The sequence below is a fragment of the Paenibacillus agaridevorans genome, assembly GCF_003112455.1.
GTDB classification, from domain to species: Bacteria; Bacillota; Bacilli; order Paenibacillales; family Paenibacillaceae; genus Pristimantibacillus; species Pristimantibacillus agaridevorans.
Window position 1 is genome coordinate 11420 of the sequence record NZ_BDQX01000286.1, and the last position, 16153, is coordinate 27572.

9 protein-coding genes are annotated in these 16153 nt (G+C 51.9%); all 9 read left to right on the forward strand.

Annotated elements, in window-relative coordinates; translation table 11 throughout:
• Positions 1 to 36: 36 nt before the first annotated feature.
• Positions 37 to 1590: an extracellular solute-binding protein gene (locus tag PAT3040_RS23545; RefSeq protein ID WP_108994603.1), complete on the forward strand. Its 1554-nt coding sequence runs from the start codon at positions 37 to 39 to the stop codon at positions 1588 to 1590.
• A gap of 169 nt (positions 1591 to 1759) precedes the next feature.
• Positions 1760 to 3400, forward strand: a complete 1641-nt coding sequence (locus tag PAT3040_RS23550; protein WP_108994604.1) for a response regulator — start codon at positions 1760 to 1762, stop codon at positions 3398 to 3400.
• Positions 3387 to 5282, forward strand: a complete 1896-nt coding sequence (locus PAT3040_RS23555; RefSeq protein ID WP_258235123.1) for a cache domain-containing sensor histidine kinase — start codon at positions 3387 to 3389, stop codon at positions 5280 to 5282. Before PAT3040_RS23550 ends, PAT3040_RS23555 begins: the two co-directional genes overlap by 14 nt.
• A gap of 104 nt (positions 5283 to 5386) precedes the next feature.
• Complete coding sequence (locus tag PAT3040_RS23560) at positions 5387 to 6289, forward strand: DMT family transporter (RefSeq protein ID WP_108994605.1); 903 nt, start codon at positions 5387 to 5389, stop codon at positions 6287 to 6289.
• A 699-nt stretch (positions 6290 to 6988) separates the two neighbouring features.
• A complete protein-coding gene (locus PAT3040_RS23565) occupies positions 6989 to 8038 on the forward strand; it encodes a hypothetical protein (protein WP_146200527.1) in 1050 nt (349 codons plus the stop codon).
• Between the two features lie 73 nt (positions 8039 to 8111).
• Positions 8112 to 12590 carry an S-layer homology domain-containing protein gene (locus PAT3040_RS23570; RefSeq protein WP_181376792.1) on the forward strand — a complete coding sequence of 1493 codons (4479 nt, stop codon included), beginning with the start codon at positions 8112 to 8114 and terminating at the stop codon, positions 12588 to 12590.
• A gap of 234 nt (positions 12591 to 12824) precedes the next feature.
• Positions 12825 to 13766 carry a carbohydrate ABC transporter permease gene (locus PAT3040_RS23575; RefSeq protein WP_108994608.1) on the forward strand — a complete coding sequence of 314 codons (942 nt, stop codon included), beginning with the start codon at positions 12825 to 12827 and terminating at the stop codon, positions 13764 to 13766.
• A gap of 15 nt (positions 13767 to 13781) precedes the next feature.
• On the forward strand, positions 13782 to 14612 hold the full coding sequence (locus PAT3040_RS23580) for a carbohydrate ABC transporter permease (protein WP_108994609.1): 831 nt from the start codon (positions 13782 to 13784) through the stop codon (positions 14610 to 14612).
• Between the two features lie 108 nt (positions 14613 to 14720).
• The gene (locus tag PAT3040_RS23585; RefSeq protein WP_181376793.1) at positions 14721 to 16082 is read left to right on the forward strand and encodes an ABC transporter substrate-binding protein; all 1362 of its coding nucleotides are present in this window, start codon (positions 14721 to 14723) and stop codon (positions 16080 to 16082) included.
• Positions 16083 to 16153 lie beyond the last annotated feature (71 nt).

A 16153-nucleotide genomic window follows, 5' to 3' on the forward strand; every position in this document is an offset into this window, starting at 1 on the left:
TGATATAGATTACAATACAAGCAGGAGGGTCTCACTATGACAAAACCATTTAAGCTGATTTCGACAATCGCCATGTCTGCGCTGCTGGTCTCGGTAATGGCGGCATGCTCTGGAAATAACGGTACCGCCAACAACGAGTCCGGTTCCACGAATGCCCCAAAAACCGGCAGCGAAGCGACAGCCAAACCGGATGCGCCGAAGCCGGCTCTAAAACGTCTGAACGTCTGGGCGGGCGAGGATTACAACGTTTATCCGGTAGCGAAGCTGCTGGAGGAGAACACGGGTTATAAAATGCAAACAGATATGCTCCCGCAGGACAAATGGGCGGAGAAGCTTAACCTTATTATGTCTTCGGGAGAGGCTTACGACATCGTAACGTCCTACAGCGATATGGCGCTGTATTCCGACTATGCCCAGAAAGGCGCGCTTGTCGATCTGGGTCCGCTCATCGAGGAATTCGGGCCCAATATCAAGGCGGCGCTGAAGCCCGAGTCCATCGAAGCGTTGAAGGTAAATGGCAAGCTGTACGCCATTCCGACAACCGTCACTTACGAAATCAACAGCTCCATTTTGATCCGGACGGACTGGCTCGAGAAGCTGGACCTGTCGATGCCGACGACAACCGATGAGCTGACGAACGTGCTGACGCAATTCAAGGAAAAGGATCCCGGCGGCAACGGCGATCGCAACGTACCACTCACGATCAAAGGCGATCAATCCATCATCGACAATATCGTAGGCGCATTCGGGATGCCGAATGCATGGAACGATGTCGACGGGCAGCTCGTACCTCGCGTGCTTGACCCTTCGTACAAGGACTATGTAGCCTATACCGGCAGCTTGTACAAAAACGGATTGATCGACCGCGAATTCGTCGCGAACAAGGATGCCACGGCCAAGGAGAAATTCGCGAGCGGCGTAGCCGGCGCGATCGTCGTACATTGGGCGGATATTCCCGCGTTGTCCGAATCCTTGGCGAAAACAAAGCCCGAAGCGACATTTGCTTTTGTTCCACCGCTCAAAGGGCCGAACGGCGAATTCGGATTCGCGGCAAATGCCGGTTTCGACCGACTTTCTTACATTCCGAAGTCCTCCAAGCATCCGGAGGAAGCTATTAAGTGGATCAATGCCAGCCTGGAGCCGGAGACGTTCAAGAACATGGCGATCGGCGTAGAGGGCACGCACTACAAGGTTGTGGACGGCGCTTACGAGCCGATCCAACCGATCTTTACGGACGAGCGCAATCTGGCGAACAACTTCATGGCGGGCACGGACGAGACGAATTATCCGCAGTACTGGCAAGCTCGCGTTCGCAAGAACCCTGTTATGTTCGAGGCGTTTGACTTCTTGAACAACCAGCAGCCGGCCGAAGCGAAGGTAACGAATTTGCTGGGATTGGCGCCATACATGCAGCAATATGCCAAAAACAACCAGCAGCTCAACACGATGATCGGCGACTATACGGTCAAGCTGATCGCAGGCGCGGAATCCATTGACGGCCTCGAGGATTTCCAGAAAAAATATATGGCGGCAGGCGGAGAAGCCAGCTCCAAGGAAGTTAACGAATGGTACGCAACATTAGCAAAATAGTGGTGCAATGAAAGTAGAAGCGACGGCGGTCATGCAAGATCGTCAGTCGCTTCCTTCTATCTAAGGAAGATTATAGGCGCGAAGCAGCGACATATCCGGTTACGCCGATATGGCCACGGGGATGTTATTATTAAGGGACATTCAGCATGCAGATAAGGAGGGCGCGGCGATGTATTCCTTGCTCATTGTAGACGACGAGCCGACGGTCAGGGCGGGCTTGAGGATGTATTTCGATTGGACAGCTTACGGCATAGAAGTGGTGGGAGAAGCGGACGACGGCGACGTCGCGCTGGAGATGATCGCCCGCCAGACTCCCGATCTTATTTTGACGGATGTCCGGATGCCGAATTTGGACGGCATCACGATGTCGCAGCGCATATCTGCGGAATATCCGGATGTCAAAATCGTGTTCGTCAGCGGTCATGACGACGCCGATTATTTAAAGTCGGCGATGAAGGTAAGCGCCGTCGACTATATCTTTAAGCCGGTTAATCTGCAGGAGCTGAGCGCGGTCATCAAGCGCGTCGTGACAGACTTGGACGCGGAACGCATCGAGCGTCGTAATAAAGAGGAACTGCTGGTCAAGCTCAAGGAGGGCATGCCGCTTCTTCGCGAGAAGTTCCTGCTCTCCCTCATCGAGGAAGGCGCGCCCAAGACGGAATTGGAGGAGCGAATTTCCTTCCTCGGGCTGGAGCTGCCCGTGGAGTCTCCCTATTGGATCATGGTCGTCTCCGTCGACGATCTTGCCGACGTCATGGCCAGCCGATCCGAGAGGGACCGCCAATTGTTGTGGTATTCTGTGCTAAACATCTATCAGGAGCTGCTGGGGACGTATATGCGGGGCTACGCCTTCGAACGCCGGGGAGGCGAGTTTATCGGCGTGCTGCGCCCCGAGCATGGCGGCAACTCGATGTCGGACACCGCTGAGGCGTTGTTCGCGCTGGCCGGCGATCTTCGCTCCAATCTGGAGCGTTGGCTTAAAATCGGCGTCACGATCGGCATCGGAGATATGGCAGCCGGCTTGAGCGGCCTGGCTTTGGCCTACAAGCAGGCCCGCGAAGCCGCCGACTACAAGTGGTATCTTGGCAAAAATAGAATCATTACGATGGATAGTTTGGAGAGTGCAGGGCAGGGGGACGGCTCCTCCTTGCCCAAATACGATTACGAGTTAAATGAAAAGCTGATCTCCGCGCTTAAGGCCGATGATGCGGAGAAGCTGAGCGAAGCCGTTAAGCGAATTTTTGCCAGCATGTCCCATGGACGTCCGGACGGACTTAAGTATGGACGCAATTTGTGTCTGCAGCTCGTGCTTGCGGTCGGGCAGCACGTTATGGAGCTTGGAGCGGCGGATCCCGAGCTGGAGGCGATGGAGACAGAGCTGACGGAAGCGTTGTACGCGAAGGAGACGCTCGGGGATATGCACCAATTAATAGAAGAGTATTTGTTCGCTGCGCTGGGCCGAATCCGCGAAAAAAGATTGGGCAAGACGGCGAATGTCGTGGAGCGCGTGCGGGCGTACATCGATCAGCATTATGCGGAAGTTGGCCTAACCGTAGCCGACATCGGCAAGGCGGTCTACTTGTCCTCGACCTATGTCAGCCTCCTGTTCAAGCAAGAGACCGGCGGTACGATCGGCGAATATTTGACGCAGGTGCGCGTGGATAAAGCGAAGGAGCTGCTGCGGGATCCGCAGTATAAGTTCTACGATATATGTCACGCCATCGGCTACACCGACCCCAGCTACTTCACGAAGCTGTTCAAGAAGGTGACGGGCGTCACGCCGAGCGCCTACAGGGATGGCCATGCGTAAAGCGGTTAACGCCGTTAAACGACTGCTTGCGCCGCTGGAAAGATCGATCTCCTTTCGCCGATTCTCGATCCCGCGGCCTTGGCTAGTCGCGTACTTGCTGCTTATCGTGCTTCCGGCGGGCGTGTTCCTGTACGGCTATTACGAACGTTCCGCCACCATATTGAAGAACGAGGTCGTTCGTACGATGGGTCAGGCGCTTAACCAGGCGGGCAGCAACCTTTCTTATCGGCTGGAACGCATCGAAGATATTAGCAACGCTGCGCTCATGAACGCGAACTTGCACTCTTATTTGTCCATCAGCTCGGACGACGAGTCGATTGGCACTCAGATTAAGGTCATCGAGGATCTGCGTTATTTGGTGGAGACGGTGCAATCCAACTCCGACGTGTTCCGGGTTCGTTTGTTTGTGGACAAGTCCAAGCTGTACGCGGGCGAACGGGTCAACTTCTTTGCGCTGGACAGCTTGATGGGCAGGCCCTGGTTCGACACCATTATTGCGGGCAACGGCGGCATCGTCTGGACGGGCGTCTACCAGGAAGCTTTTCTCGGGGAGGATGACGAGACCATACTGTCGGCAGCGCGCATGCTGCGGGATCCCGGTGATTATGATAAGGTGTCCGGCGTGCTTATGATCGATGTCAAGCAGAGTTTGGTGTCCAACATTCTGTCCGAGCTGCAATTCTCCCCTGGCACAGAGGTATACCTCGTCGCGCCCGATGGCTCCGTCGTATATCATTCCGATCCGTTGCGGATCGGAACGCAGGTAGATCCGGCGGTACAGGACGTTATTGGCGCGGGTTCGGAAGGAACGGCGTCGATCCGGCTGGACAACGAGAGGCATGACGTGCTGTACACGACTCTGCCGCCGACGGGCTGGAAGCTGGTGGCCCAGGGCTCGGAGTCCCAGTTGTCGCCTGCTACCGTCAAACTGACAAGGCAGTCCGAACGTCGTTCGCTTATCGAATACGTCGCCTTGTTCCTTATTCTGCCGTTCGTGTTGCTGGCCATCATCGTGCGAGGCATGAATCGGCGGGTCAATCAAGTGATAACGGTCATTCGGAAGGAAGAGAAGGAAGGCAAGGAGAGCGTAGAGGGTTTGCATGAGCTGCCGGCGGTTAGCGGTGATTTTCATATGCTGGAGCGAAGCGTCGATCATCTCATCCTTCGGGTGCGCACGCTTGTCGAAGAAAAATATTCCGCCGAGCTGCGCGAGCGCGAAGCTCAGCTACAGGCACTGCAGGCGCAGATCAATCCTCATTTCTTGTACAACACGCTGGATACGATCAACTGGATTGCCATCGGCAAGGGAGCGACGGATATCAGCGGGATGATCGACAGTCTGGCGAAATATTTCAGGCTCAGCTTAAACAAGGGCAAGAGCGTCGTCAGCGCGACGGACGAGCTGAGGCTCGCCGAGGTGTATCTTGAAATTCAGCAAAGCCGTTTCCTCGGCTCGTTTGACTTCGAGGTGGACGCGGGCAAGGGGCTGGAAGAGTATCGGATGCCCAAGCTCATCCTGCAGCCGATCGTTGAAAATGCGCTGCTGCACGGCATCCGCAAGGCAAAGGATCGCAAAGGTCGTATTAACATTACGGCACGGGCGGAAGGGGAGGATCTCGTCTTTGCCGTTTCGGACAACGGCATCGGCATGGAAGAGGAGCTGACGCGCCGTCTTTTGACGGAAGAACGGACGGGGACCGGCGATCCTGCCGGCAACGGAAGCTCCTACGGCTTGTACAACGTCAACGAGCGGATCAAGCTGTACGCCGGCGAGGGGTACGGACTCGCGATTTCCTCCCGCCTTGGAGCGGGAACGACCGTCTCCGTTCGGCTGCGCGCAGAGTTTGCGGATTCTCGGGATTCGGGTAATCAAGGAGGTTAGCGGCTGCCCGGCCGGCGGTGAAAATTAATATTGAATATTGTCGCGTTTTCCTTCAATATGTAAGGTGGAACTTAGAGGGCAACGGGGCAGGTTGATGACGCTAGATGGACAGAAAATGGATTTATTATGTGGGTCTTGGTTTAGTTTCGATTATTTGGGGAGCCAACTTCGGCGTTTCGCGCTCGGCGATGGAGACGTTCGATCCGATATTGTTTACGTTTATCCGGTTCGGAGGCGCGATTCCCTTCTTTTTCTTGCTTCTAAAGCTCAGGGAGGGCAGCGTCGGCATTACGTGGAAATCGGCGCTAAAGCTCGCAGTGATCGGACTTATCGGAGTTACGGTGCTTGAGATTGCCGTCATGTATTCGATTAAGTACACAACGCTGGCCAATGCGTCGCTGCTCAATGTAGCGCCTTGGCCGATTTTCGCGGCGCTGCTCGCGCCTCTGTTTGTGAAAGAAAAAATTACGAGCAGGCTGGCGGTCGGGGGAGCGGCCGCGGCCGTCGGCGTCGTGCTCATCATTACGGGCGGAGGAGACGGCCTCGATCTGTCTTCGGAGCATATGATTGGCAATTTGCTCGCCCTGGGAGTCAGCATAATCGGCGCGCTGTTTAATCTTGCCTGCATGCCGCTGATGAAACAGTATTCCGCGTTGCGCGTAAGCGCGTGGTTTATCCTGTTCGGGGCTTTGTTTATGTTCCCGCTGACGCTTGGGAGCTGGGGCAAGGTGGAGTGGGCAAGCCTCGGCGCGGGACATTACGCGGCGATCGGTTATAATATTCTGATTTGCACGCTGTTCGCCTTCGTCGTCTGGAACGCCTGCATGTTCAAGATCGGCGCCGCTCGCGCGAACTTCTTCCGATACATCGTTCCTGCATCCGCCGTCGTTGTCGGCTATATTATGTTTAATGAGCAGGTGACGATGCTGCAACTCGGCGGCGGCATTTGCATCGCGCTCGGCCTGGTGTGGATCGGCATGGAGCGTCAGCAGAAGCCTGGGATCTAATACCAAGGCATAACAGCGAGGCATAACACCAATGCAAAACACCAATGCAAAACACCAAGGCATAACACCGAGATATTACGCCACCTCAAGGCTCCTGCCTGATTTAAATAGCAGCTCATCGTCATTTATTACGATACAGCTGGAATAAAGGAAATAAGAAGGCCCATGCAATCGCGCATGGGCCTATTTGTTCTTGCAAAAGAAATGATGCGACGCCAAGACTTGCGAACAAAAGGTTGAAAAATCTAACAGACACCACAGTCGCTATTTCGCAAAAATGAGGCCTGTTCAAATTGTAACGGACACTCACGACCTTACTTCCGTCAAAACCGTATAGAATGGGAGGAATTGTACCAAATAGCGTTATCTGAGTCCGTTAGATTTTCAATATCGTAAAAATGCTGCACATAGAGGCACTGAGGTCCGTTAGCGAAAGCAGAACGTTTCAGCCCAGTTACACACAATGAATCGACGGCCTCAGAAAAAGACTGTTGAGTCGTAACGCAGCCGATTCGCCTTGGTTGTTCCCGAGTTTTCTGCACATATCTTCGAGAACGTGTAAAAAAACTGCACAAGCAAATCAAAATAACGCACAATAAAGCCCGATTGCAAAAGATATGATTGGAATCATAGAGATTCTCCAGGCAGTGTCCGGTCCGGAGACTTTGGTTATTTTCAACAAGGGAGGGGGGATTGTAAGTGGGTATGCGCAGGGTGAAGCTCAACATGCACCCTTATCTAAAAGTCGGACTATCCATTGTTATGATCGGAACGATACTATTGATTTTTGGCATTGCCCAGATGGCAAACGGAAAGGACGAAGCTCCTGGACCGGCACTGCTGTCGGTTGATGGCATTCCCGTAGATCAAGAGGAGTTCGAGCTGTTCCTTCAGGATGAAAAGGCGGCGACGGCGAGCTATTTTGCCAGACAGTACAGCGCGGAGTATAGCGGCGACTTTTGGGAAACGGCCTACGGCGATGAGGTGCCGATAGAGGTTGCCCGCAGCAATGCGCTTGACAAGCTTGTACGGATCAAGGCGGAGCAGCAAGTGGCCGCCGGGTATCGTCTGATCAAAAGCGCCGAATTCCAGGATGTGCAGCAGGCGATGCGCAAAGCGGAAAAAAGTATATACGGAGCGGAGAGCCTGAGCCCGCTTCAGGAATACATGCTGTTTCACGGCAAGCTGGTGCTGGAGGCCAAAAATCAATTTAAGGAAAAATTGAAGGCGGTTCCAGAAGAAGTATTGCTCGAGCGTTATGAGGCGAATAGACAGCTGTTCCAAGCGCCCGACGAGTTAACGGCATGGCAGGTGAGCTGGACGGGCGACAATACGGAAGAGGAACAGGAAGCGGCCTACAAGCTGGCAGAGGACATTCGAAACGGCATTCCCGCCGGACAGCTTTTACCAAAATACAAGCGCTTACACTCGTTGCGAATCCAGGAAAAACAGTATGGAAAACAGGAAGGAAAAGATGAGAATTCATCGGATTTGGGGATGATGCTGAAGGAGCAAGCGTATCAATTAAGCCCCAATCAAACGAGTGAAGTGATGTCATACGGCAACCAGCACTTTGTTGTACTTTGTACGGAAAGGAGCCGGGGAGAAGGCGGGACGTTCGATGAAGTCAAGCTGTTGATCGAGGATGCGGTCAAGGAGGAACGATTCGAGCAGCAGATCGACCAGGCGGTGAGCCAAGCGGCCATCGTCAAAGATGAAGCGAAGTGGAATGAGTTGCAAATGAAGTAGGTCCAAGTGCAGATGCAAGGATGCAAGAGATAAAAATAATGATGATGATGAAGGGATGATTGGGTTGAAGAAGATGCGAAAACCATTACTCCTTGCGTTAATCGCAATGCTCGTTTTCCAGATTTTTTCTTCCATGCAAGCTCCGCAGGCATTTGCCGATGAACTGCCGGAAGGCGAGGCTGCCGTGAGCGAGCCAATTCGCGTTGATTCCGCGTATGGCGCGGCGGTGCGCGGCGGCGACTATGCAAACTTAACGGTTAGCGGAGGAGCGAGCAGCAAAGAAAGGCTCGAAGTGAAATGGTCCGCCAACGACAGCGCCAGCCGCAGAAGCCATCTGCAATTTAATATGCCGGGCCCGGACGCTGTAAATTGGGCCGATGTGGAGAAGGTCATGCTCGTTCTGTATGTGGCGGATCGTTTCGGAACCCGCAATCAGGACACGATCAACGTGTTCAGCACCGATAATCCAGGCATTAGCGAAGAAAACTGGACATGGAATAACACGGATCCTTTAATGGGCGACAGCAAGGTTTTGTTGGGCGGGCAGAGCTTTGGCGGCTCGCTTAACGGCACTTGGGTCGAAATCGATATTACGAATGTAAAAGATCGATTTATCGACGGAAACGCCGCATCGGAGCTGTTTCTTGCTCTTTATTCCGGAGCCGTGGACGATCAGGCCGGGATGGTCTTTGCGTCGCAGTACCGCGAGAATGCAAAATATACGCCGCATCTTATGATTTACGAACAATATGTGGACAAGCTTCCGCCGAACGTAACCGTGACCGGCTTAACGAACGGCCAGCAGGTGACAAGCGAGCAACTGACATTTACTATTAACGCGATTGACAATGTGGACGCGAATCCGGCAATTTCGTTGATCGTTAACGGGGGAGATCCGATTCCTGCCCTTCGAGGCGCCAATACGGTTTCGTTGCTCGCCGGGCGCAATGTGATCGAGGTCAGCGCAGTAGACGCCGCCGGCAATCGATCCGCTTCGCAAGTGTTTGTGGTGGAATATGAGAGAGTGACCGCCTATCCGGTCGTTGCCGACGTGTATACGGATATCAGGTACCCGAATACGAACTATAACAGCTCCGCCGAAAAAGGCGGATTGCACTTAAAAACGGCGGCATCGGGGACTCCTACTACCCGTAAAGTGTATCTATCCTTCGACTTGTCCGCCAATACCAAGCCTTATGCCAAAAAAGCGGTCATTCAGCTTTTTGCAAAGGAATTGATGGGTACGGACCGGACAAGCGACGTCATTGGCATTTACGAAGTGCCGGCGTTTAACGAACAGACCTTGACTTCCGGCAACGCCCCGGCAAATGGCGATAAGGCCACCGATGCGACTTACGAAAGAAAGGGTCACAACCAGCCGATCTATTTGGATATTTCGCAATACATCAATCGCAAGCTGGCTGCGTTGGCTCCCGGGCAGCAACTGGGAACTATAAACCTTGTCCTGCAGATGGACAACGGGCATGACCAGAAGGGCATTTTTATGGCCAGCAAAGAAAACGATCTTGCAAATGCGGCCAAACTATTGATTACCGAGGGCGTGCCGGCGCCTGTTTTAACTGTAAACGGAATCGAGAACCAAAACATTTATTTTACCGATGTTTTGTCCAATGTAGAAATTAAGGCGGAGTCGGTAAGCGAAAGTGTCGATGTAACGTTGGCGGTATCGGTCAATGGGCAAACCGTAACCTCGACGGGCAACGATCTGTACGACATTTCGCTGCGCACAGGCACAAATAAAATTACGATCGTAGCCACGGATTCCGAAAGAAATGAAACAAGAGCGGAATATACGCTCACCAGGCTTGTTGATACGCCGGTCGGCACTTATTATGTAGACAGCGCAGCCGGTAATGACAATAACGACGGCACAAGCGAAGCAACGCCGTGGAAGTCGCTGGAGAAATTAAATGCGGCCGAATTTAAGGCGGGCAGCACGATTTTGTTCAAACGCGGCTCGATCTGGAACGGCCAGTTCAGACCGCATGGCTCGGGTACGGCGGAAGCGCCGATCGTCGTAGATGCTTACGGCGAAGCTTCGGCCGGCAAACCGATCATTAACGGCAACGGCATCTCTCATCTGGATACCGGCAACATGATTGCGGAAGGCGCCGTACATTTGTACAACCTGTCCGGCTGGGAGCTGCGCAACCTGGAAGTGACGAATACGGGGCCAGCAATTAACAATGCCCTGCGCGCCGGCATTATGGTTGTCGCAGGCGGAGCGGGCGATGTCAATGATATTACGATCAGCAATGTGTACGTCCATGACGTCAATTCCGGCACGGGCGCAGCGAAGTTCTCGGGCGGCATTTTGTTTAAGGGCGACACGGTGGACGAAAAAGGCAAGGTGACGAATATCCCGTCCGGCTTTAATCGTATTCTGGTAGAAAATTCGCATGTAAAGGACGTAGCAATCGAAGGTCTGCGGACCAAAATCCATCGCAACGGCCAGGATACCACGAATATAAAAGGTACGGACATTGTGTTTAGAAACAACTTGATCGAAGAGGTGTACGGTGACGGAATCGTGATGGCCGAAGTATCGTCCGGAGGTCTGATCGAAAAAAATATCGTCAGAAAACATAGCAAAAATCCGTCTTCTACCAACTATGCGGGCCTCTGGTTGTATGAGACGAACGCGGTAGTCATCCAATACAACGAAGTGTATGATGGCGTTCACGGCTACAATGACGGCGAAGCATTTGATTTCGACATTAACGTAACCAACAATATTTATCAGTACAACTACAGCCATCATAATCGCGGCGGATTTTTGCTGACGATGACAAGCGCGGGAGCGGGCAATATTTTCCGCTACAATATTAGTAAAAATGACGGTCAAGGCACGGAAATCTTTTTCTGTATGCAACCGAATACCGCCATTTATAACAATACGATCTATATTGGCGAAGGTTATACGGTCAAATATTTGGTCAATGAAGGCAATCAGGGACGCGTCAGCAACATGATCTTTAAAAATAATATCGTACAGGTGGACGGCACGCTGGAAAAATATTCGCCGCTCACTGCGGGGTACGATGCGCCTAACGTGTCTCATAATCTGTTCTATCCCGCCTCAATAGCCAGCTTGCCGGGCAGTCCGAAAGCCTATGCAAGCCTCGTTACGGGCAATCCTATGCTGACGAACCCAGCGGCGGCGGATGAGGTCATGGATACATGGGATCAGAAAATTTGGGATCGCAACATTGCCAAGTTCAAGCTGCAGCCAGGCTCTCCGGCCATTGATGCAGGAACGCCTATTGCAAATCCGGGCGAGCATGATATATACGGTACGCCGCTTTATTACGGAGACGCGCCTGACATCGGCGCGCATGAACTCGGTCCAGTGGACAAAACGGATCTAAATCTTGCGATCGAGATGGCAGAAGAACTCCTTGCCGATGCGGCCGCAACGCCAGGCAAATACTTGCAAGCCGCAATTGAAGCACTGGACGCTGCGCTCCTAGCTGCAAATGAGACTGCGGGCAATGAAGCCGCGACGCAAACAGCAGTGGATGAAGCATGGGATGATCTGACGGCAGCGATTGAAGCATTCAAGGATTCCGAAATTCCTGCACCTGCAGTCGATGAGTTGGCTCCAACTTGGCCAAACAACAGCGCGGCAACCGTGTCGGGTATTACGCAAACTAGCCTGACTGTGTCCTGGACGGCGGCAGAAGACAACGTAGGCGTTACGAAATATGTCGTATCGTGGGCAGGCGGAAGCAAGGAAGCTGCAGGCGATGCCAGAAGCGTCCAAGTAACCGGATTGTCGGTAGGCACAAGCTATACGTTTAAGGTGGAGGCATTGGACGCAGCCGGCAACCGGAGCGCCAATGGCCCGAGCGTTAGGGCAACCACAAATGGCAGCGATCCGATCATCATTCCGGAGAAGCCGACTACACCTGTCGAAGAACCGGAGAAACCTGTTGAAGAGCCGGAACAACCTGTCGAGGAAGAAGAACAGGAAGAACCGGGCGAAGAGACGCCTAAGGTAGAATTCAAGGATGTGGCAGGCCACTGGGCAGAAGCTGTTATCAAACGCGCAGCGGAACTGGCCATTGTAAAGGGGCATCCGGACCAAGTATTTAAGCCCGATGCCGCAACTACCCGTGCGGAATTTATCACGATGTTGGCTAACCTGTTCAAGTGGGAGGCAGCGGAATCGTCGCCTGCATTCGCGGATAGCGGACAGATCGGCTCGTGGGCCGCGGGAGCGGTTGCGCAAGGCATTGAGAGAGGGATTATCCAAGGATACACCGACGGCACCTTCCGTCCGAATCAGCAAATTACGCGGGCCGAGATGGCCGTCATGCTGGCTAGAGCGCTTGGGCTGAATACGACAAACGTCGATAGCAGCAGCTTTGCAGACGATACCAGCATACCGCAATGGGCTAAGGCTGCTATTGAAGAGTTGCGCAATGCGGGCCTGCTTACAGGCCGGGGCAATAACACGTTTGCGCCAAACGCTCAGGCAACAAGGGCGGAAGCGGTAGTGGTGCTCTTGCGTATATTGGAAAAACAATAATTTAGTTTTTGGTATAAAGGCACAATAGGAGGGCGTCAGCTCCCTATTGTGCCTTTGTTTTTGGCTTGTCAGCGATACGCGGGCACGAGCGTCAGGAAGACGGGGGCGGCGTTTTGCAGGTACGTTAAGGTCAAAAAAGTGCACATTGTAGTATAAATCGTCAGCATTTTGGCTGCCGTAGGCGTACTATAATGGGGTCATAATCATACAACAACAGAATGAGGGGAGAACAATATGCAAGGGAATTCTCAATCCCGAATCTCGCTGCCCAAATCGGAATCATTGAAAAAAAAATATTGGACGGGTTCTCGGAAAGAAACGTTGCTAGGGTGGCTATTTATTGCTCCCGAGACGATCGGTATTGTTGTACTGGGAGCTTTTCCTTTGCTTTTTTCGCTTTATCTAAGCTTCACCGACTGGGATCTGGTTTCAGGGCTTAAAGGCATTAACTATGTCGGCTTTGACAACTATATTCAATTGTTTCAGGAATCGAAATTTTATATTACGCTGAAAAACAATTTATTGTATACGGCAGCGACCGTGCCTCTCAGTATTATAATCGCCTTGGTTATTGCGGTCGTGATTCATTCGGTTCTTTACTTCAAAGGATACTTTAAAGTGGTTTTCTTTATCCCTTATATCGCGACGACAGTTGCGGTAGCGGCTGTATTCTCCGTCCTGTTCCACCCGTCGCAAGGCGTTATCAACAACCTGCTGATGTCTTTCGGGATTATGGACCCGCCCAAATGGCTGGGAAGCACGGATTTCGCGTTGTGGAGCATTATCATTATTGCGGTATGGCAGGTCATTGGCTACAATGTCGTTATTTACTTGGCGGGCCTGACCGCTATTCCGGATGATCTGTACGAGGCCGCGGAAATCGACGGGGCCAACAAATGGAAGCAGTTTACCCGCATTACCGTCCCGATGCTGGGAACGACGACGTTTTTCCTGACGATCACCTCGGTCATCAATTCATTTAAAGTGTTTGACCTGGTTGCCTTCCTGACTGGCGGCGGACCGCGAAATGCGACGAATGTATTGGTCTATTATCTCTATGAAGAAGGGTTCCAGAAGTTTCGCATGGGATACGCGGCTACGTTATCCTGGGTGCTGTTTATCGTGATTGGCATTATAACCTTGTTGACGGTCAGAATGCAGCGCAATCAATATTAAGGAAAGGTGTTGTCCATGGCGCAGTTAAAAATATCAAAAATTATCGTTACATTGTTGATGGGGCTCCTCTCCTTGGTGTTCCTTTCTCCGCTGCTCTGGATGCTGTCGGCAGCCTCCAAAATCGAAAAGGATGTTATGAAGTTTCCCGTCCAATGGATACCTACCGACTGGAACCTGATCAATAACTTTCAAACCGTATGGTACGGAAAAGTTCCGTTCGGACATTATTACATGAATTCCATTAAGATCGCTTTGATTACAACCGCTCTTACGCTGGTTTTCTCGTCGATGGCCGGTTTCTCGTTCGCCAAAATGAAGTTCCGTTACAAAAACATCGTGTTTTTTATGCTGCTGACCTTTTTTATGATTCCTGCGGAATCGACATTGGTGCCTCGTTACGTGCTGATTAAATGGCTGGGATTATACAATACGCATGCGGCTCTTATTGTCATGACCGCATTCTCGATCCCGTTGACCTTCCTGATGAGGCAGTTCATGTTAGGCATCAACCAGGAATTTATCGAAGCAGGCAAAATAGACGGAGCGGGCCTGTTCCGGATTTACTGGCAGATTGTCCTGCCCATGGCCAAGCCCATTTTGGCCACCGCCGGCATTCTGAAGTTTATGTGGTCCTGGAACGACTATCAGAATCCGCTGATCTTCCTGGTAGACAGCAAACTGTACACGGTCCCGCTAGGCATTCAATCGTTCCAGGGAATGTACAGCACCAGCTACGCGGCGATCATGATGGCTGCCGTCTCGGCTATTTTGCCATTGCTGCTGGTCTTTATCATTTTGCAGAAACAAGTCATTAAAGGAATTGCGGTAGGCGGAGTAAAGGGATAAGGTCAAATAAGTGCACGTAAATGCAAAGATTGTACACGGTGTCCGGGTAAACGGCATTGTAAGATACTAATGAAGAACGACTGGTATACAAAAAGGGAGGAAATAAAAATGAAAACGGTAAAAGTGTTGGCGACCGCCATGCTCAGCCTGGCACTGGTAGCAGGATGCAGCTCGCCAAACAATAACGGAAACTCAGCTACGGAAACGCCTAAGCAAACGGCTTCGAACGAGCAGGGCGGCAAGGAAACCGAAAAGAAGGAAGACGTTACGATTAAGTATTATAGCTGGGAAGATGGAACGGCCGAAGAAAATACGATGAAAAAAATCGCCAACTTCGAGAAAGCGAATCCTAACGTCAAAGTGGAATACGTAAAGCTGGTTACGAATGCAAGCAGCACGGATTTTTACCAGAAGCTTGACATTATGGCAGGTACGGGCGATGCCATCGACGTTGTCGCTTTCTCGCATGTCGATTTCTTGATTGAACGCGCAGCTCGCGGCATATTGGCTCCGATCGACGAATATTTGGGCGCTGACGGCATTAAACCGGAGAACGAGTTCTTTATCAATCCGATCTATGACGGCAAGGTATACGGCATTCAGGATTTGGCGCAGCCGTGGCTTGTAGCGATTAACAAACAAGCTCTGGATGCGGCTGGGCTCGAGGCTCCGACTTGGGGTTGGACATGGGATGACTTCAGCGAGTATGCGCAAAAGATGACCAAGGACGCGCAATACGGCACCTATTTCCACACATGGGGCGAATATGCAAACTTCCCGGCTTATAACGAATTGCCGCATCCTTACCTGAAAGAAGACGAAACGCCGGTATTTGACGAAAAAGTGTTTGCAGACTTCTTCGATATGCGCCGTGCGCTGGAAGACAGCAAATCAGTTAAGCCATTCTCGGATGTCGTTGCATCCAAGCTGCATTATGCATCCGAGTACCTGAACGGCGAGGCTGCCATGGTTCCGGCGGGCTCCTTCCTGGTTGGCATGATCAAGGACAAGGAAAAATATCCGCATGATTTCCAAACGGTGTTTGCGCCGTTGCCGCGTTCTTCGGAAAGCGTAGAAATCGGTTCTTCCTATGTAGGCGGCCATTACAATGCGATCGGAGCCAACTCCAAGCACAAGAAGGAATCGTATGACTTTATCAAATTCCTGGCGCAACAAACGGACGTTATTACCGACTTCCCAGGTTCCAAAAGCGTAGATGCGGAACTCGTCATCTCCAGCATGGCAGGCGGCTTTGAGGACCTGATCGATGTGGAATCCCTCAAAAATACGGTATACGACAGCCGTGTCCATATCCCTTACGATCCGACTTTCTCCACGGCTTATTCCAGCCAATTAAAGAAAGTGTTGGAGGACGGCCTGAGCATGTTCTTGCTGGATAAAACATCGGCTGCGGACGCGCAAGCATGGATGGTAGAGGAAGCCAACAAAATTATCAAACAATCCAAGTGATAAAGATTGCTTATAGAAAATGTATAATAAGGTAACCTTTGAAGGTTGCCTTATTATGTGTTTTAAGGGTA

What these genes read in the sequence shown, in the direction of transcription:
- PAT3040_RS23575 (WP_108994608.1), top strand. Translation starts at nt 12,825, where the DNA reads ATGCAAGGGAATTCTCAATCCCGAATCTCGCTGCCCAAATCGGAATCA.
- PAT3040_RS23550 (WP_108994604.1), top strand. Translation starts at nt 1,760, where the DNA reads ATGTATTCCTTGCTCATTGTAGACGACGAGCCGACGGTCAGGGCGGGC.
- PAT3040_RS23555 (WP_258235123.1), top strand. Translation starts at nt 3,387, where the DNA reads ATGGCCATGCGTAAAGCGGTTAACGCCGTTAAACGACTGCTTGCGCCG.
- PAT3040_RS23560 (WP_108994605.1), top strand. Translation starts at nt 5,387, where the DNA reads ATGGACAGAAAATGGATTTATTATGTGGGTCTTGGTTTAGTTTCGATT.
- PAT3040_RS23580 (WP_108994609.1), top strand. Translation starts at nt 13,782, where the DNA reads ATGGCGCAGTTAAAAATATCAAAAATTATCGTTACATTGTTGATGGGG.
- PAT3040_RS23585 (WP_181376793.1), top strand. Translation starts at nt 14,721, where the DNA reads ATGAAAACGGTAAAAGTGTTGGCGACCGCCATGCTCAGCCTGGCACTG.
- PAT3040_RS23545 (WP_108994603.1), top strand. Translation starts at nt 37, where the DNA reads ATGACAAAACCATTTAAGCTGATTTCGACAATCGCCATGTCTGCGCTG.
- PAT3040_RS23570 (WP_181376792.1), top strand. Translation starts at nt 8,112, where the DNA reads ATGCGAAAACCATTACTCCTTGCGTTAATCGCAATGCTCGTTTTCCAG.